14 protein-coding genes are annotated in these 17,142 nt (G+C 63.3%); 13 read left to right on the top strand and 1 reads right to left on the bottom strand.

Annotated features, from left to right (window positions below; translation table 11 throughout):
- The first annotated feature begins 113 nt into the window (after window positions 1–113).
- From OYT13_RS16120 to OYT13_RS16095, 6 genes are all read left to right on the top strand, one after another.
- Window positions 114–875 (top strand): FadR/GntR family transcriptional regulator, encoded by a 762-nt coding sequence (locus tag OYT13_RS16120; RefSeq protein ID WP_017231911.1) that lies wholly within the window; start codon window positions 114–116, stop codon window positions 873–875.
- A 195-nt stretch (window positions 876–1,070) separates the two neighbouring features.
- Window positions 1,071–2,216, top strand: a complete 1,146-nt coding sequence (gene carA, locus OYT13_RS16115; RefSeq protein ID WP_017231910.1) for a glutamine-hydrolyzing carbamoyl-phosphate synthase small subunit — start codon at window positions 1,071–1,073, stop codon at window positions 2,214–2,216.
- A gap of 39 nt (window positions 2,217–2,255) precedes the next feature.
- A complete protein-coding gene (gene leuE, locus OYT13_RS16110) occupies window positions 2,256–2,924 on the top strand; it encodes a leucine efflux protein LeuE (protein WP_150562794.1) in 669 nt (222 codons plus the stop codon).
- 18 nt (window positions 2,925–2,942) lie between these two features.
- Complete coding sequence (carB, locus tag OYT13_RS16105) at window positions 2,943–6,185, top strand: carbamoyl-phosphate synthase large subunit (RefSeq protein WP_017231908.1); 3,243 nt, start codon at window positions 2,943–2,945, stop codon at window positions 6,183–6,185.
- Between the two features lie 246 nt (window positions 6,186–6,431).
- Window positions 6,432–6,908 carry a transcription elongation factor GreA gene (gene greA / locus OYT13_RS16100; RefSeq protein WP_017231907.1) on the top strand — a complete coding sequence of 159 codons (477 nt, stop codon included), beginning with the start codon at window positions 6,432–6,434 and terminating at the stop codon, window positions 6,906–6,908.
- Window positions 6,892–7,407, top strand: a complete 516-nt coding sequence (locus OYT13_RS16095; protein ID WP_261938233.1) for a DUF4149 domain-containing protein — start codon at window positions 6,892–6,894, stop codon at window positions 7,405–7,407. The genes greA and OYT13_RS16095 overlap by 17 nt, the downstream gene beginning before the upstream one ends.
- Window positions 7,408–7,525: 118 nt before the next feature.
- Here the strand turns inward: OYT13_RS16095 and yhbY are convergent, their stop codons facing one another.
- Complete coding sequence (gene yhbY / locus OYT13_RS16090) at window positions 7,526–8,026, bottom strand: ribosome assembly RNA-binding protein YhbY (RefSeq protein ID WP_017231905.1); 501 nt, start codon at window positions 8,024–8,026, stop codon at window positions 7,526–7,528.
- A gap of 139 nt (window positions 8,027–8,165) precedes the next feature.
- On the opposite strand from yhbY, the gene OYT13_RS16085 reads away from it, so the two are divergent.
- From OYT13_RS16085 to pstA, 7 genes are all read left to right on the top strand, one after another.
- Entirely contained in the window at window positions 8,166–8,816 is a 651-nt protein-coding gene (locus tag OYT13_RS16085) for an RlmE family RNA methyltransferase (protein ID WP_017231904.1), read from the top strand.
- Between the two features lie 119 nt (window positions 8,817–8,935).
- Complete coding sequence (ftsH, locus tag OYT13_RS16080; RefSeq protein WP_261938234.1) at window positions 8,936–10,810, top strand: ATP-dependent zinc metalloprotease FtsH; 1,875 nt, start codon at window positions 8,936–8,938, stop codon at window positions 10,808–10,810.
- A gap of 312 nt (window positions 10,811–11,122) precedes the next feature.
- Complete coding sequence (gene folP, locus OYT13_RS16075) at window positions 11,123–12,019, top strand: dihydropteroate synthase (protein WP_410007531.1); 897 nt, start codon at window positions 11,123–11,125, stop codon at window positions 12,017–12,019.
- A 191-nt stretch (window positions 12,020–12,210) separates the two neighbouring features.
- Window positions 12,211–13,554, top strand: coding sequence for a phosphoglucosamine mutase (glmM, locus tag OYT13_RS16070; RefSeq protein WP_150562791.1), 1,344 nt, complete (start codon window positions 12,211–12,213; stop codon window positions 13,552–13,554).
- Window positions 13,555–14,044: 490 nt separating this feature from the next.
- Complete coding sequence (gene pstS, locus OYT13_RS16065) at window positions 14,045–15,079, top strand: phosphate ABC transporter substrate-binding protein PstS (protein WP_017231900.1); 1,035 nt, start codon at window positions 14,045–14,047, stop codon at window positions 15,077–15,079.
- Window positions 15,080–15,215: 136 nt separating this feature from the next.
- Entirely contained in the window at window positions 15,216–16,190 is a 975-nt protein-coding gene (gene pstC / locus OYT13_RS16060; RefSeq protein WP_017231899.1) for a phosphate ABC transporter permease PstC, read from the top strand.
- On the top strand, window positions 16,190–17,086 hold the full coding sequence (pstA, locus tag OYT13_RS16055; protein ID WP_017231898.1) for a phosphate ABC transporter permease PstA: 897 nt from the start codon (window positions 16,190–16,192) through the stop codon (window positions 17,084–17,086). The genes pstC and pstA overlap by 1 nt, the downstream gene beginning before the upstream one ends.
- The last annotated feature ends 56 nt before the right edge of the window (window positions 17,087–17,142 follow it).

Here is a 17,142-nt window from a genome sequence, read left to right as displayed (position 1 = left end):
GGTAAGTCCCCACGCCGCCCGGGTTTGCTCACGCGTTGCCGGCTGAGTGCCTGGGGAGATATTTGGCGTCGTACAATGCGAGATACGTATACCCGCATTCCCTGTGAGGCCTCATGAAGCATTCGGCGCATGCCGTAACCGACGCCGCCGTCGCCATCATCCGCGAGCGCATCGAACGTCAGGTCTATCCGGCTGGCGCGATGCTCCCGTCACAACGCCAACTCGCCGAAGAGCTGACGATCAGTCGCGCCTCGCTGCGTGAGGCCCTGTCGACGCTCGAGGCGCTTGGCATGGTAGCGATCCGCCCCGGTAAAGGCGTTTATGTGAACGACGCCTCGGCGCGCCTGGGCGTCGCCTGGCGCTTCGCCGACCAGATCTCGCTCGCCGACACGTATCAGTTGCGCTATGCGCTCGAAGGCTTCTCCGCCCGCCTCGCCGCCCACGCGGCCAGCAATGGCGAGATCGAGTGGCTCACGGACAACGTGGAGGCGATGAAGGTCGCACTGGTCGACGGCGACGTCGACACGGCCGCCCAACTGGACTTTGCCTTCCACCTGCGCATCGTGGGACTCGCCGGAAACGGGGCCATCGCGGATATCCTGCGCGGCAGCACGGAGATTGTGATGGAAAGCCAGCGCCTTCCGTTCTATCAGCGCGAACTGGTGCTCTCCACCTATCATGAACATCTGGAGATACTCGACGCCCTGCGCCGCCGCGATGGCGCCGTCGCCGGGGCCGCCATGGAGCGCCATATCGTGCTGGCGGCCCAGCGGGCGGGCATCCATTTCCCTATCCCCTCTGCGTATCCGTCCCCAAACAGCCTCACCCCCAGGGAGAACGCAGAGCGTACTGGTGTTCCACATGTTCAGCTTTGAGATGATTGGGATTTGCGCTATACTTTGAAGGTTTTAGTCATTTAACCCTCACCCTAGCGCCTACCCGCCTGACATCTCGTCCGTAGCCCGAGCCTCCGCTGTGCGCATATTCCGCGCAATTCCGGTGCCCGCGCAAGTGTCATCGCGAGCGGACGATGGGGCTGGCAGCCGGGGTGAAACCTCCAGGAGTTTCCCGTGCTGCCGTCATTCCCACCCGCCATTCTCGCGCTCGCTGACGGCACGGTCTTTCGTGGGTACGCCATCGGCGCTGCCGGTCACACCATCGGTGAAGTGGTTTTCAATACCGCCATCACCGGCTATCAGGAAATCCTCACCGACCCCAGCTATGCGCGTCAGATCGTCACGTTGACGTATCCGCACATCGGTAACACGGGCGTCAACGGTGAAGACGTCGAAGCCACGAAAGTCCATGCCGCAGGCCTGATCATCAAGGATCTGCCGATCCTTGAGTCGAATTTCCGCGCCGACAGGACGCTGTCGCAATATCTGAAGGACGAGGGCGTTGTAGCCATCGCCGGTATCGACACGCGCCGCCTCACCCGTATTCTGCGCGAGAAGGGCGCCCAGAACGGCTGCATCCTCGCCGGAGAAGGCGCTGACGCGGCCAAGGCCATCGCGCTTGCCCAATCGTTCCCGGGCCTCGCCGGAATGGACCTTGCCAAGGTCGTCTCGACCACGGAGCCGTATTCGTGGACGGAAACGGAATGGCGCCTGGGCGAAGGCTACGGTGAACAGAAGGATCCGAAATTCCACGTGGTCGCACTGGACTACGGCGTCAAGCGCAACATCCTGCGCATGCTGGCCCAGCGCGGTTGCAAGGTCACGGTCCTGCCGGCGCAAAGCTCGGCCGACGACGTGTTCGCGCTGAACCCGGACGGTGTGTTCCTCTCGAACGGCCCCGGCGACCCGGAACCTTGCGATTACGCCATCGCCGCCACGAAGACGTTCCTCGAACGCCGCATCCCGACCTTCGGCATCTGCCTCGGCCACCAGATCATGGGTCTGGCCGTCGGCGCGAAGACGCTGAAGATGAAGACTGGTCACCACGGCGCCAACCATCCGGTCAAGGATCTCGCGACCGGCCGTGTGGTCATCACGTCGCAAAACCATGGCTTCGCCGTGGATGCCAATAGCCTGCCGGCCAACGCGCGCGTCTCGCACGTGTCGCTGTTCGATGGCACGCTGCAAGGCTTCGAGCTGACGGATCGCCCGGCATTCTGCTTCCAGGGACACCCGGAAGCCTCGCCCGGCCCGCACGACATCGGCTATCTGTTCGACCGCTTCGTGCAGTCGATGGTCGACGCGAAGCAGCCCGCGTAAGGCCTGGCACGACGAGATACGGATAAGGGAACGCTCAACATGCTCGGAAACTCGATCGGCATCGTCAACCTCTGGACCTACCTGGCCGGGGTGGTGGTGATCATTCTGCTGCCAGGGCCGAATTCGCTCTATGTGCTGTCGGTGGCAGCGCAGCGCGGGGTTCGCCAGGGCTACGCAGGCGCATGCGGCGTGTTCCTCGGCGATACGATCCTCATGACCCTGTCGGCCGCCGGCGTGGCGTCGCTGCTGCACGCGCAGCCGGCGCTTTTCTTCGTGGTGAAGTATCTCGGCGCCGCCTATCTTTGCTGGATGGGCGTAAACATGCTGCGCGGAGCCATCGCCAACGCGCGGGCCGCACGCGCCAATGCAGGGACGGCAGTCGCCGCGCCCAAGCCAGTCGACGCGGATCACCCGTTCAAGCGGGCGCTGTTCATCAGCCTGCTCAACCCGAAGGCGATCCTGTTCTGCGTGTCGTTTTTCATCCAGTTCGTCGATCCGGGCTACGCCTACCCCGCCGTGTCGTTTGCGGTGCTGGGCGCGATCGTGCAGACCTGCAGTTTCCTGTATCTGAGCACGCTGATCCTGGCCGGTTACCGCTTGGCCGAGCACTTCCGGCAACGTCGCCGGTTGAGCGCCGGGGCAACCGGCGGCGTGGGCGCGCTGTTCGTCGGCTTCGGTGTGAAGCTCGCGACCGCGACGCTGAGTTAAATTTTTGTTGAGAACGTTATGCCAAAGCGCACAGACATCAAGAGCATCCTCATCATCGGCGCCGGTCCGATCATCATCGGTCAGGCATGCGAATTCGACTATTCCGGCGCACAGGCCTGCAAGGCGCTGCGCGAGGAAGGCTTCAAGGTCATCCTGATCAACAGCAACCCCGCCACGATCATGACCGACCCGGACACGGCCGATGTGACCTACATCGAACCGATTACCTGGGAAGTCGTCGAGCGCATCATCGCCAAGGAACGCCCGGATGCCATCCTGCCGACCATGGGTGGCCAGACCGCGCTGAACTGCGCGCTCGACCTGCACAAGCATGGCGTGCTCGATAAGTACAAGGTCGAGCTGATCGGCGCGTCGCCGGAAGCCATCGACAAGGCCGAAGACCGCCTGAAGTTCAAGGACGCGATGACCAAGATCGGTCTCGGGTCGGCCAAGTCGGGCATCGCCCATTCAATGGAAGATGCGCTCGCCGTGCAGGCGCAGATCATGGCCGAGATCGGCGGCAGCGGCTATCCAATGGTGATCCGTCCGTCGTTCACGCTCGGCGGCTCGGGCGGCGGCATCGCCTACAACCGCGAAGAGTTCGAAGAGATCTGCAAGCGCGGTCTCGACCTCTCGCCCACGCGTGAACTGCTCATCGAAGAGTCGCTGCTGGGCTGGAAAGAGTACGAGATGGAAGTCGTGCGCGACCGCGCCGACAACTGCATCATCGTCTGCTCGATCGAGAACCTCGACCCGATGGGCGTGCACACCGGCGATTCGATTACCGTAGCACCCGCCCAGACGCTGACCGACAAGGAATACCAACTGCTGCGTAACGCGTCGCTGGCAGTGCTGCGCGAAATCGGCGTGGAGACGGGCGGCTCGAACGTCCAGTTCTCGATCAACCCGAAGGACGGCCGCATGGTCGTCATCGAAATGAACCCGCGCGTGTCGCGCTCTTCGGCACTGGCGTCGAAGGCGACCGGCTTCCCGATCGCCAAGATCGCCGCCAAGCTGGCCGTCGGCTACACGCTCGACGAGCTGCGCAACGAGATCACCGGCGGTGCTACACCGGCTTCGTTTGAGCCGACCATCGACTATGTCGTGACCAAGGTACCGCGTTTCGCCTTCGAGAAGTTCCGCGAAGCCGACGCGCGCCTGACCACGCAGATGAAGTCGGTCGGCGAAGTGATGGCCATGGGCCGCACGTTCCAGGAGTCGTTCCAGAAGGCCATGCGTGGCCTGGAAGTCGGGGTGGATGGTCTGGACGAAAAGTCGACCGACCGCGACGAGATCGTGGCTGAGATCGGCGAGCCGGGCCCCGACCGCATTTGGTACGTGGGCGACGCGTTCCGTCTGGGCATGAGCCTGGAAGAGGTGTACGCCGAGACGGCCATCGACCCGTGGTTCCTCGCTCAGCTCGAAGCCATCGTCAAGAAGGAACAGGCGTTGGCCGGCCGTACGCTGGAGAGCCTGTCGACCGACGAGCTGCGCTTCCTCAAGCAAAGCGGCTTCTCGGATCGCCGCCTCGCCAAGCTGCTCGGCACCGACCAGACGGCCGTGCGCCAAGCCCGTATCGCACAGAAGGTGCGCCCGGTCTACAAGCGCGTGGACACCTGCGCTGCCGAATTCTCGACCGACACGGCCTACATGTACTCGACCTATGAGGAAGAGTGCGAAGCCCAGCCGACCAACAAGAAGAAGGTCATGGTGCTGGGCGGTGGTCCGAACCGTATCGGCCAGGGGATCGAGTTCGATTACTGCTGTGTGCACGCGGCGCTCGCACTGCGTGAAGACGGCTACGAGACCATCATGGTCAACTGCAACCCGGAAACGGTGTCGACGGACTACGACACGTCGGATCGTCTGTACTTCGAACCGGTGACGCTGGAAGACGTGCTCGAAATCGTCGACCTCGAAAAGCCGGTCGGCGTGATCGTGCAGTACGGCGGTCAGACCCCGCTCAAGCTGGCCCTCGATCTCGAAGCGAACGGTGTGCCCATCGTCGGCACCAGCCCCGACATGATCGACGCGGCCGAAGACCGCGAGCGCTTCCAGAAGCTGCTGCAGGACCTGGGCCTGCGCCAGCCGCCGAACCGCACGGCGCGCGCCGAGGACGAAGCGCTCAAGCTCGCCGCCGAGATCGGCTACCCGCTGGTGGTGCGTCCCTCGTATGTGCTGGGCGGGCGTGCGATGGAAATCGTCCACGAGCCGCGTGACCTCGAGCGCTACATGCGCGAAGCCGTCAAGGTCAGCCACGACAGCCCGGTGCTGCTCGATCGCTTCCTCGACGACGCCATCGAATGCGATGTGGATTGCATCTCCGACGGCACGGACGTCTATATCGGCGGCGTGATGGAACACATCGAACAGGCTGGCGTCCACTCGGGCGACTCGGCTTGCTCGCTGCCCCCGTACACGCTCTCCGCGCCGACCGTGGCCGAACTCAAGCGGCAGACGGCCGCCATGGCCCGCGCCCTCAACGTGATCGGCCTGATGAATGTGCAGTTCGCGATCCAGCAGGGCAACGGGGTCGACACGATCTACGTGCTCGAAGTGAACCCGCGCGCCTCGCGTACGGTGCCCTACGTATCGAAGGCGACCGGTCGTCAATTGGCCAAGATCGCCGCGCGTGCCATGGTCGGTCAGTCGCTCAAGTCGCAAAACGTGACGAGCGAAGTCGTGCCGCCGTACTTCAGCGTCAAGGAAGCCGTGTTCCCGTTCGTGAAGTTCCCGGGCGTCGACCCGGTGCTTGGACCGGAAATGCGCTCGACGGGCGAAGTGATGGGCGTGGGCCGCACGTTCGGCGAGGCGCTGTTCAAGTCGCAACTGGCCGCGGGCTCGCGCCTGCCGGCCTCGGGCACGGTGCTGCTCACGGTGAAGGACGCCGACAAGCCACGCGCGGTTGAAGTGGCCCGCATGCTGCACGCGCTGGGTTACCCGATCGTGGCCACGCGTGGCACCGCCGCGGCTATCGACGCCGCCGGCATCCCGGTGCGCGTGGTCAACAAGGTGAAGGACGGCCGTCCGCACATTGTCGACATGATCAAGAACGGCGAGATCGCGCTGGTGTTCACCACGGTGGACGAGACGCGCACGGCGATTGCCGATTCCCGCTCGATCCGCATGTCGGCGCAAGCGCACAAGGTTACGTACTACACGACGATCTCGGGTGCCCGTGCCGCCGTGGAAGGCCTGAAGTATCTGCAGAATCTCGAGGTCTACGACCTGCAGGGCCTGCACGCCTTGCTGCCGGCCTGATTGCGCAAGGCCTGAGCGGTTACGCTGCAAGAAATGGCGCGCTCGGCAGGGAACCGATCCCCGTCGGACGCGCCAAATGGTGCATAGCTGTTGCAATGTCGTGCGGCCGGCCCTGTGGTTGGCGGCCTCGACAACTCTGCTACACTAACGCCACATAGGTGTCACAGCCGCGGTCAAGCGGCGTTCGCAAACCAGTGCGAATGCGGCTTTGCTGCGGCAATTTTTTTGTCTTTCGGAACAACGCGTATGAGTACCATTCCTCTGACCAAGCGGGGCGCCGAGCTGCTCAAAGAAGAGCTGCACCGCCTGAAGACCGTCGAACGTCCGGCCGTGATCACTGCGATTGCTGAAGCTCGTGCGCAGGGCGATCTGTCGGAAAATGCGGAATACGACGCCGCCAAGGAAAAGCAGGGCTTTATCGAGGGGCGTATCGCCGATCTCGAATCCAAGCTCTCCGCCGCGCAGATCATCGACCCGTCGTTGCTCGACGCCGAGGGGCGCGTGGTTTTTGCCGCCACCGTCGAACTCGAAGACCTCGACAACGGCGGCACGGTGCTGTACCAGATCGTCGGCGACGACGAAGCCGATCTGGAACACGGCAAGATCTCGGTGAGTTCGCCGATCGCACGTGCCCTCATTGGCAAGTACGCTGGCGATGTGGCCGAAGTGCAGGCCCCGAGCGGCGTGCGTGAGTACGAGATCATCGATGTCCGCTACGTCTGACGTAACGTCCGCCCGCGGCGCACCGCGGCTGGAACGGCTGTTCCGCCTGATTGCGACCCTCTGGTGCGGTAGTCAGTGGGCGATCGGCTATGTCGTGGCGCCCACGCTCTTCGCAGTGCTGGAATCGCGCACCATGGCCGGAACGGTCGCCGGTCGCCTGTTTCACACGCAAGCCTGGATAAGTCTCGTCTGCGGCGTGCTGCTGGTCTGGCTGGCGACGGCGCTGATTGCGCGTGCGGGCGACGCCCAAGCGGCACGCAGCTATCGCGGACTGCGGTGGCTGGCGGTGGCGATGATGGTCTGTGTGCTGATCGCCTCGTTCGGCCTCCAGCCGTTGATGGCGGATCTGCGCGCGCAGGCGGACGCGGCGGGCGTGGAGATCGGCCAGTCGGCGTTCGCTGCACGTTTTGGCATGCTTCACGGTATTTCGAGCGGCATCTACCTGCTGCAAAGCCTGCTCGGCATGGCACTGATCTGGCGTCAGCCGGTGCGTAGCTGAGTGTCGCAGGGGTGCGGCGACGCTGGCTTCGCAGCCAATCCGATCGCGGCATCCATAAAAAAACGCGCCTGTTGTCCGGGCGCGTTTTTTCGAGAACTGGCGGCGGTGTGCCGTTCGCTCAGTCGTTGCGTTGGCGTTTGACGCTGGTCTGGCGCTTTTTGGCCTTCTTGACGATGCCGCCAGCGGTCATGCGTTCGTTGCCGCGAACGGTCACTTTCTTGACGGTCGGACGGCGTCCCGCGTTGGTGCTGGTCTTGACGACCGTGACAGTGCGCGGGGCACGGCCCTTGACCGTCGCACCCGTACCGCCGGTCCGGGAGCGAACCGGCGCTTCCGTTTCGTCCGGCGTCGGGCGGTACAGAACAAGCAGCTTGCCGATGTGTTGTACCGGCGCTGCGCCGAGTTGATCGCAGATGGCTTCGTAGATGGCCACGCGTGCATCGCGTTCGTCGCCGAACACACGTACCTTGATCAGTTCGTGAGCCTTCAGGGCGCCGTCGATTTCCTTGAGCACCGCCGGCGTCAAGCCGTCGGCGCCAATCAGAACAACGGGATTCAGCGCATGGGCGGTGGAGCGCAAGTCGGCGCGTTGCGCCGGGGTCAGGGTCAGGGCGGGCATAGAGGACAGACGAGACAAACGAGTTAGGATGCACCCGTACGCGGCGGCCGGCGCACCTGCAAATACCAGAGGCCGACTCGCGCATTTTGGGCGCGCAAGGGCCTATTATCCTGCAAAATCGCAGCGTTTTTGAAGAATTATGGCAAAAAACCGTTTCAGCCACGCCTGGCTGCACGATCACATCAACGATCCCTACGTCAAAATGGCGCAGCGCGAGGGCTATCGTGCCCGCGCGGCCTACAAACTCAAGGAGATCGACGAGCAGGACCGGCTGATCAAGCCCGGTCAGGTCATTGTCGACCTGGGCGCGACGCCCGGGAGCTGGAGTCAGTACGCGCGCAACAAGCTCGCGGGCGGCAAGCGCACGGAAGGGGGTATCGACGGCACGATCATCGCGCTGGACATCCTGCCGATGGCGCCGATCGCCGACGTCACCTTCCTGCAGGGTGACTTCCGCGAGGACAGCGTGCTCGTGCAGCTCGAAGAAATCCTCGCCGGACGCAAAGTCGACCTTGTAGTTTCCGATATGGCCCCCAACTTGTCGGGGGTAGCGTCGGCCGATGCAGCGCGGATCGAGCATTTGTGCGATCTGGCGATGGATTTTGCTCAGCGACACCTGAAACCGGAGGGTGCATTGCTGGTCAAATGTTTTCACGGCAGTGGCTACAGCCAGATTGTCGAAAAATTCAAGCACCAGTTCAAAACCGTGGCGCCGCGCAAGCCAAAGGCGTCCCGAGATAAATCTTCCGAAACGTTCATTTTGGGACGAGGATTGAAAAATCCGGCTTGATGCCCGTCAAACCAGCGCTCTGGCGCTATGGCGGCGGTAAAGAATCACTATGGCGGTGCGCCTGCGAGTGGATTAGAATGAATTCCTGGCGCGAAGCGATTTCATGAAGGAGCAACGCTTTGAACAATAATATGTTTTCCAAAGCGGCGGTGTGGTTGGTCATCGCGCTGGTCTTGTTTACTGTGTTTAAACAGTTCGACAAGCCGCACGTCCAGGAAGGCGTGACGTACTCCCAGTTCATGGACGATGCCAAAAATGGCAAGGTCAAGAACGTGATAGTGCAAGGGCGCAGCCTTCAGGTGACGCCCAGCGACGGCCAGAAATACACCATCGTGTCGCCCGGCGACATCTGGATGGTGGGCGACCTCATGAAGTATGGCGTTCAAGTTTCGGGCAAAGCCGATGACGAACCGAACGCGCTCATGTCCGTGCTCTACTACCTCGGACCCACGTTGCTGATCATCGGCTTCTGGTTCTACATGATGCGGCAGATGCAGGGCGGGGGTAAGGGCGGTGCCTTTTCCTTCGGCAAATCCCGCGCGCGCCTCATCGACGAGAATGCCAATCCCGTGACGTTTGCCGACGTCGCCGGTTGCGACGAAGCCAAATATGAAGTCGGCGAGTTGGTCGACTTCCTGAAAGACCCTCAGAAATTCCAGAAGCTCGGCGGTCGTATCCCGCGCGGCGTGCTGCTCGTCGGCCCGCCGGGAACCGGTAAGACGCTGCTTGCCCGCGCCATCGCCGGCGAGGCCAAGGTGCCGTTCTTCAGCATCTCGGGTTCCGACTTCGTGGAAATGTTCGTCGGCGTGGGGGCGGCCCGCGTCCGCGACATGTTTGAAAACGCGAAGAAACAATCGCCGTGTATCGTGTTCATCGACGAAATCGACGCGGTCGGCCGCCATCGTGGCGCCGGCATGGGCGGCGGTAACGACGAACGCGAGCAAACGCTGAACCAGATGCTCGTCGAGATGGATGGCTTCGAAGCCAACTCGGGCGTGATCGTGATCGCCGCGACGAACCGGTCGGACGTGCTCGACAAGGCGTTGCTGCGCCCGGGCCGCTTCGACCGTCAGGTCTACGTCGGGCTGCCGGACATCCGCGGCCGTGAGCAGATCCTGAAGGTGCACCTGCGCAAGGTGCCGATCTCGAACGACGTCGACGCTTCGGTCATCGCGCGCGGAACGCCGGGCATGTCGGGCGCCGATCTGGCGAACCTCGTGAACGAAGCCGCGCTGTTCGCGGCGCGCCGTAACAAGCGCATCGTCGAAATGCTCGATTTCGAAGACGCGAAGGACAAGATCTTCATGGGTCCGGAGCGCAAGTCGGCCGTGATGCGCGACGAAGAGCGACGTGCCACGGCGTATCACGAGTCGGGTCACGCGGTGGTGGCAATGCTGCTGCCGGGTGCCGATCCGGTGCACAAGGTCACGATCATCCCGCGCGGCTGGGCTCTGGGCCTGACGATGCAGTTGCCGGAACACGACAAGTACTCGGAGTATCGCGACACGATGCTCACGCAGATCGCCATCCTGTTCGGTGGCCGTGCGGCAGAGGAAGTGTTCATCAACAAGATGTCGACGGGCGCTTCGAACGACTTCGAGCGTGCCACCAAGCTCGCCCGCGACATGGTGACACGTTACGGGATGTCGGACGCCCTGGGACCGATGGTCTACGTCGACACGGAGCAAGACTCGGTGTTCGGCCGGATGTCCGCCAAGTCCGTGTCGGAAGCCACGCAGCAGAAGGTCGACGGGGAAGTTCGCCGCATTCTGGACGAACAGTACGCCCTGGCCAAGACGTTGCTGCAAGACAACCGCGACAAGGTCGAATCGATGACCCAGGCGCTGATGGAATGGGAAACGATCGACGGCGAGCAAATCGGCGACATCATGGATGGTCGTCCGCCGCGTCCGCCGAAGAACGGTCCGACGAACGGTGGCGCGTCGGGCGGCAATCCGCCGCTCAAGCCCAGCAACACCCCGGCGACCGTCTAAACGCGTAAAAGCCTGGCACGCGCAAGCGCTGCCATCCCAGAAAGGCCGGCATTGCGCCGGCCTTTTTGCGTTCAGACGCGGTGGCGCTGCCCGCTGCCCGCTGCCCGCCGCCGAGCGCGGAACGCGACGAATATCGGTGTTACCGAGTGTTTCGATGGTCGATGTGACGGGTGATTCCGGTAACATTACGCCCATACGCAGCGTCCGGTATCTCGGGCGCGCAGGTCCGGTCCTGGCGAACGGGCCGCTATATTTGGCCTTATTGAGCAGAGCTTCCGAATGTCCTCCGAGCCGTCGCAATCCCTTCCTCCCATGTCCCCTGACGCCGACGATATCGTCGAGGCAGGCGCGTTACCGGACGTCCCGGCCCCCCCCGCCACGCTGGCCTTCGGCCCACGTTTCCAGCTCGATGGCCGCCGCGTGCATGTCATGGGCATCCTGAATGTCACGCCCGACTCATTTTCCGATGGCGGCAAGTTTGTCGCGCGCGACGCCGCTCTGCGCCATGCTGAACAGTTGATTGCCGACGGCGTCGACATTCTCGATATCGGCGGGGAATCGACCCGTCCGGGCGCCGAAGCGCTGTCGGAAGCCGCCGAACTCGAACGCGTCGTACCGATCGTCGAAGCGCTGCGCGATTGCGGCGTGCCGCTCTCGGTCGATACCTATAAGCCGGGCGTGATGCGCGCGGTGCTCGCGGCTGGCGCGGACATGATCAACGACATCTGGGGGTTCCAGCAGCCCGGTGCCATCGACGCGGTGCGCGAGAGCGAAGCCGCACTGTGCGTCATGCACATGCTGCACGACCCGAAGACCATGCAGGACGCACCAATCTACACCGACGTTGTCACCGAGGTCGCCGCGTTCCTCGACGGCCGGGTGGACGCACTGCTTTCGGCCGGTGTTGCGCCGTCGCGCCTGTACCTCGACCCGGGATTCGGCTTCGGCAAGAATCTCGCCCATAATCTCGCACTGCTCAAACACTTGCGTGTGCTGTCGCGCGATGGATTGCCGTTGCTCGTTGGCATGTCGCGAAAGCGGATGCTCGGCGAAATTACCGGGCGTCAGGCGCCATTGGAGCGCCGGGTGGCCAGCGTCGCCGCAGCGATGTGTGCCGCGCAGCAGGGCGCGGCCATCGTGCGCGTGCACGATGTCGCCGAGACGGTCGATGCGCTCAAGGTCTGGCACGCCGTGCGCGACGCCGAGTAACCCTGCTGCGGGCAAACCCGCCGGAAGGCCCCACCGCCGCAAGCCAATGGGGACCCAGCGGGGACGCGCGCCGGCGATAATGGCGGGGGCGGTGGCCCCCCACCGTCTGACGGCGGCACATATAAAGATTGAACGACGCGCGCGTCCGGTCTCTCATCCGGCGCAGCGCCTCAACTGGGAACGATGCAACGATGAAACGACGCTATTTTGGGACCGACGGGATTCGCGGTACGGTGGGCGAAAGTCCGATCACGCCAGAGTTCGTGCTGCGACTCGGTTATGCCGCGGGTCGCGTGCTGGCCGGCAACCAAACGCTGGGCCGTCCGACGGTGTTGATCGGCAAGGACACGCGCGTCTCCGGCTATATGCTCGAAGCCGCGCTGGAAGCCGGTTTTGCGGCGGCCGGCGTCGACACCATGATGGCGGGCCCGATGCCCACGCCCGCCGTAGCCTACCTCACCCGGGCGCTGCGCCTGGCGGCTGGCGTGGTGATCAGCGCGTCGCACAACCCGTACCACGACAACGGCATCAAATTCTTCTCGGCGGATGGTAACAAGCTGCCGGACCAGACCGAACTGGCCATCGAAGCCGAACTCGACAATCCGATGACCTGCGTGCGCTCCGAGCAACTCGGCAAGGCGCGTCGTCTGGACGATGCCGCGGGCCGCTACATCGAATTCTGCAAGAGTACGTTCCCGAACGACTTCGACTTGCGCGGCATGAAGATCGTGGTCGATTGCGCCAACGGCGCCGCGTATCACATCGCGCCCCATGTCTTCCACGAGTTGGGCGCCGAGGTTATCGCGATCGGCAACCAGCCGAACGGTTTCAACATCAACGAGGACTGCGGGGCGACGGCGCCGGATGCGCTTATGCGCGCCGTGCGTGCGAATCACGCGGATCTTGGCGTGGCGCTCGATGGCGATGCTGATCGCCTGCAGATCGTCGACGGTGCGGGACGTCTCTACAACGGCGACGAGCTGCTGTATCTGTTGGTGAAGGACCGGCTGGACAATGGCGGTGTGCCGGGTGCCGTGGGCACGTTGATGACCAATATGGCCGTCGAAGTCGCCCTCAAGGGCCTCGGGGTGCCGTTCGTGCGCGCCAAGGTCGGCGACCGTTACGTGCTCGAGCAACTGCACAAGCACGGTTGGCAGATTGGCGCGGAGGGCTCCGGCCACATTTTGTGTCTGGACAAGCACACGACGGGCGACGGCATCATCTCGGCCTTGCAAGTGCTGGCGGCGATCCGTCGCGCGGGCAACCCGCCGCTGGCGAAGCTGCTCGACGGCGTGCGCCTGTTCCCGCAACAAATGATCAACGTCCGTACGCCGGCCGGCTACGACTGGCAGAGCGATGCGCGCCTGTCCGACGAGCGCAACGCCGTCGAATCTCAGTTGGGAGATACGGGGCGCGTGCTCATTCGCGCATCGGGCACCGAGCCCGTGCTGCGCGTGATGGTGGAAGCCCGCGAAGCTTCCCAAGCCACGTCCTTCGCCCAGCATCTGGCCGACGTCGTCAAATCGGCCGCCTGAGCGTTCCCTGAGCGCCCGGTCTGCCATCCGTCCTGGCAGGGCCGTGCCCCCCCGAGTGGGGCGGCACGGCAGACAACGCCGAATCCCCCTCATCGAAGTCGATCCCGCGGGCGCAAGCGCCGGTCAACGCGTTGTCGCACCCGTGCGGTCCAGGCTTCCCATCATGGCAATCGGATCAACCCGATATTTCCATTTGTGACACGGTGGCCTAGGATGGTTAGACGGTTTGCACCCGTGTCACGGCGCTGACATGTGTCCCGAATTGGGCGTTTTGCGCGATGGCATGTGCTTGGAGATACCCTAAACCCTTGCCAGACAAGGCTTTTTGGTCCCAACGAGAGGCGGAAGATGCCTCCGGCAACGTGACGATCCCGAGTCAACTTTATGACGCCGATATTGTGAGCTTTCACAGATGACACATGATTGTCACATTCGGACTCTATTCTTCGAGCCAACCACACGCTGTATCCACACCAACTCGGAGAAATCCATGAAGCTGATGAAGACTGCGATTGCCGGCATGGCTGGCATTCTGTTTGCCGCTGGCGCGATTGCGGGCGAAATTACGGGTGCAGGCAGCACGTTCGCCGCGCCGATCTACACGAAGTGGGCTGACGCCTACCAGAAGGCGACCTCGAACAAGGTCAACTATCAGGGCATCGGTTCGTCGGGCGGCATCAAGCAAATCCAGGCCAAGACTGTCGATTTCGCAGGTTCGGACGCTCCGCTGACGGACGAAGAACTGGCCAAGCAAGGCCTGTTCCAGTTCCCGACGGTGGTTGGTGGCATCGTGCCGGTGGTCAACGTGCCGGGCGTGAAGGCGGGCGAGCTGGTCCTGTCGGGCCCGGTGCTGGGCGACATCTATCTGGGCAAGATCAAGAAGTGGAACGATCCGGCCATCGCCAAGCTGAACCCGAAGGTCAAGCTGCCGGATACCGATATCGCCGTGGTTCGCCGCGCCGACGGTTCGGGCACGAGCTTCGTGTTCACGAACTATCTGTCGAAGGTCAATGCCGAGTGGAAGAGCAAGGTTGGCGAAGGCACCACGGTGAACTGGCCGACGGGTACGGGCGGCAAGGGTAACGACGGCGTCGCCGCTTTCGTGCAACGCCTGCCGGGCGCGATCGGTTATGTCGAGTCGGCCTACGCCACGCAAAACAAGCTGACGTACACGGCACTGACGAACGCCGACGGCAAGACCGTTGAGCCGACCACGGAAACGTTCGCCGCGGCAGCGGCCAAGGCCGAATGGTCGAAGACGTTCTACCAGATCCTGACCAACGAGAAGGGCGACAAGTCGTGGCCGATCGTGGCTGCCACCTTCGTGCTGGTGCACCAGAAGGCTGACGCCGGCAAGGAAGCACAGGGCGCCGACGTGCTGAAGTTCTTCGACTGGTCGTTCAAGAATGGCGAGAAGACCGCCAAGGAACTGGACTACATCCCGCTGCCGGAAGCGGTGCTGAAGCAAATCCGTGCAGGTTGGAAGGCGAAGGTTGCCGAGTCGGCCCACAAGGCCGGCATCTAAAGCAGCCTTGCTGGCCCGAGGCAATGCACGGTTGCATTGCCTCGGGCCTCAACCCGGCATTATCCGCGCCGCCTGTTCCGAAGCCCGACCTCTGATCTGGCAACGGCAGGCGGCGCGCTCACGCTGAGACGACATCATGGCAGAAGCCACCCGCCCCCTCGCAACAGCAGGCGCGCAGCGCGCTCCGTCTTCCGTTGGCGACTTTCTTTTCGCGCTGCTCACCCGCGCGGCTGCGCTCATTACGCTGCTCTTGCTCGGTGGCATCATCGTGTCGCTGATGTACAGCGCACTGCCGTCGATTCAGAAATTTGGCTTCGCCTTCCTGTGGACGAAGGAATGGGATCCGCCCGCCGATCACTTCGGCGCGCTCGTGCCGATCTACGGCACACTCGTCACGTCGCTCATTGCGCTCATCATCGCGGTGCCGGTCAGCTTCGGCATTGCGCTGTTCTTGACTGAACTCTCGCCCGTATGGCTGCGCCGCCCGCTCGGTACGGCCATCGAGCTGCTCGCCGCCATCCCGAGCATTGTCTACGGGATGTGGGGTCTGCTGATCTTCGCCCCGATCTTCAGCCAGTACTTCCAGAAGCCGCTGCAGACGCTGCTCGGCAACGTCCCGGTCATCGGCGCGCTGTTCCAGGGACCGCCGCTGGGCATCGGTATTCTGCCCGCCGGTGTGATCCTCGCGATCATGATCATTCCGTACATCGCCTCGGTCATGCGCGACGTGTTCGAAGTCACGCCCGTGCTGCTCAAGGAGTCGGCCTACGGCATTGGCTGCACCACCTGGGAGGTGATGTGGCGCGTGGTGCTGCCCTTCACGAAGACGGGGGTGATCGGTGGCGTCATGCTGGGGCTGGGCCGCGCGCTTGGCGAGACCATGGCCGTCACCTTCGTGATCGGCAACACGAACCTGCTCGACAACGTATCGCTCTATTCGCCGGGCAACAGCATTACCTCGGCGCTCGCCAACGAGTTCGCCGAAGCCGGCCCGGGGCTGCATACGGCCGCCCTGATGGAGCTCGGCCTGATTCTGTTCTTCATCACCTTTGTGGTGTTGGCGCTGTCCAAGCTCATGCTGTTGCGCCTTGAGAAAAGCGAAGGTAAATAATGACCCAACAAGCGCTCGAACTGGAAACCCCAGCCGTGAAGCCGACCGACGCCGTGACCCGCGTGCGGCTGCAAGCTTACCGTCGCCGCAAGAACATTTTTGCGATCGCGATGTCGCTCGCGGCCATGGCCTTCGGCCTGATCTGGCTGCTGTGGATTCTCTACACCACGCTCTCGCTGGGCATCGGCGGTCTGTCGCTGTCGCTGTTCACTGAAATGACGCCGCCGCCGAACACGGCCGGCGGGGGGCTCGCCAATGCCATCGCGGGCAGTGTCGTGATGGTCGGTGTGGCCACGTTCCTCGGCACGCCACTGGGTATTCTGGCCGGGGTGTACCTGGCCGAGTACGGTCAGAAGTCGTGGCTCGCGAGCCTCACCCGCTTCATCAACGACATTCTGCTCTCGGCGCCGTCGATCGTGATCGGCCTGTTCGTGTACGCGCTGGTCGTGGCACAGATGGGGCACTTCTCGGCGTGGGCCGGCATTGTGTCGCTCGCGCTGCTGCAGATCCCGATCGTGATCCGTACGACCGAGAACATGCTCAAGCTCGTGCCGAACAACTTGCGTGAGGCCGCGTTCGCTCTGGGCACGCCGAAGTGGCGCATCATCGTCAAGATTACGCTGAAGGCGTCGATCGCCGGTATCGTGACGGGCGTGCTGCTCGCCGTGGCGCGTATCGCGGGCGAGACGGCACCGCTGCTGTTCACGGCGCTGTCGAACCAGTTCTGGTCGATGAACCTGAATCAGCCGATGGCCAACCTGCCGGTCACGATCTTCAAATTTGCCATGAGCCCGTTTGCGGAGTGGCAGTCGCTCGCCTGGGCGGGCGTGTTCATCATCACCCTCGGGGTGCTGCTGCTGAACATCCTGGCGCGCACGCTGTTTGCCAAGAAGTAAGCGGCAACGCGAGACGACACAACGCGACGACACCACGCATACCTGACGGTTAAGAC

It is taken from the genome of Pandoraea sp. XJJ-1 (genome assembly GCF_026802345.1).
Classification (GTDB): Bacteria; Pseudomonadota; Gammaproteobacteria; order Burkholderiales; family Burkholderiaceae; genus Pandoraea; species Pandoraea cepalis.
The sequence above is the reverse complement of the archived record's forward strand: the minus strand, read 5'-3'. Positions and strand labels throughout refer to the sequence as shown.

Bases quoted from the DNA above. Each gene is read 5' to 3' on its own strand.
- pstS (WP_017231900.1), top strand. From the start codon at position 14,045: ATGAAGCTGATGAAGACTGCGATTGCCGGCATGGCTGGCATTCTGTTT.
- folP (WP_410007531.1), top strand. From the start codon at position 11,123: ATGTCCCCTGACGCCGACGATATCGTCGAGGCAGGCGCGTTACCGGAC.
- yhbY (WP_017231905.1), bottom strand. From the start codon at position 8,026: ATGCCCGCCCTGACCCTGACCCCGGCGCAACGCGCCGACTTGCGCTCC.
- greA (WP_017231907.1), top strand. From the start codon at position 6,432: ATGAGTACCATTCCTCTGACCAAGCGGGGCGCCGAGCTGCTCAAAGAA.
- leuE (WP_150562794.1), top strand. From the start codon at position 2,256: ATGCTCGGAAACTCGATCGGCATCGTCAACCTCTGGACCTACCTGGCC.
- pstA (WP_017231898.1), top strand. From the start codon at position 16,190: ATGACCCAACAAGCGCTCGAACTGGAAACCCCAGCCGTGAAGCCGACC.
- OYT13_RS16120 (WP_017231911.1), top strand. From the start codon at position 114: ATGAAGCATTCGGCGCATGCCGTAACCGACGCCGCCGTCGCCATCATC.
- carB (WP_017231908.1), top strand. From the start codon at position 2,943: ATGCCAAAGCGCACAGACATCAAGAGCATCCTCATCATCGGCGCCGGT.
- OYT13_RS16085 (WP_017231904.1), top strand. From the start codon at position 8,166: ATGGCAAAAAACCGTTTCAGCCACGCCTGGCTGCACGATCACATCAAC.
- OYT13_RS16095 (WP_261938233.1), top strand. From the start codon at position 6,892: ATGTCCGCTACGTCTGACGTAACGTCCGCCCGCGGCGCACCGCGGCTG.
- pstC (WP_017231899.1), top strand. From the start codon at position 15,216: ATGGCAGAAGCCACCCGCCCCCTCGCAACAGCAGGCGCGCAGCGCGCT.
- glmM (WP_150562791.1), top strand. From the start codon at position 12,211: ATGAAACGACGCTATTTTGGGACCGACGGGATTCGCGGTACGGTGGGC.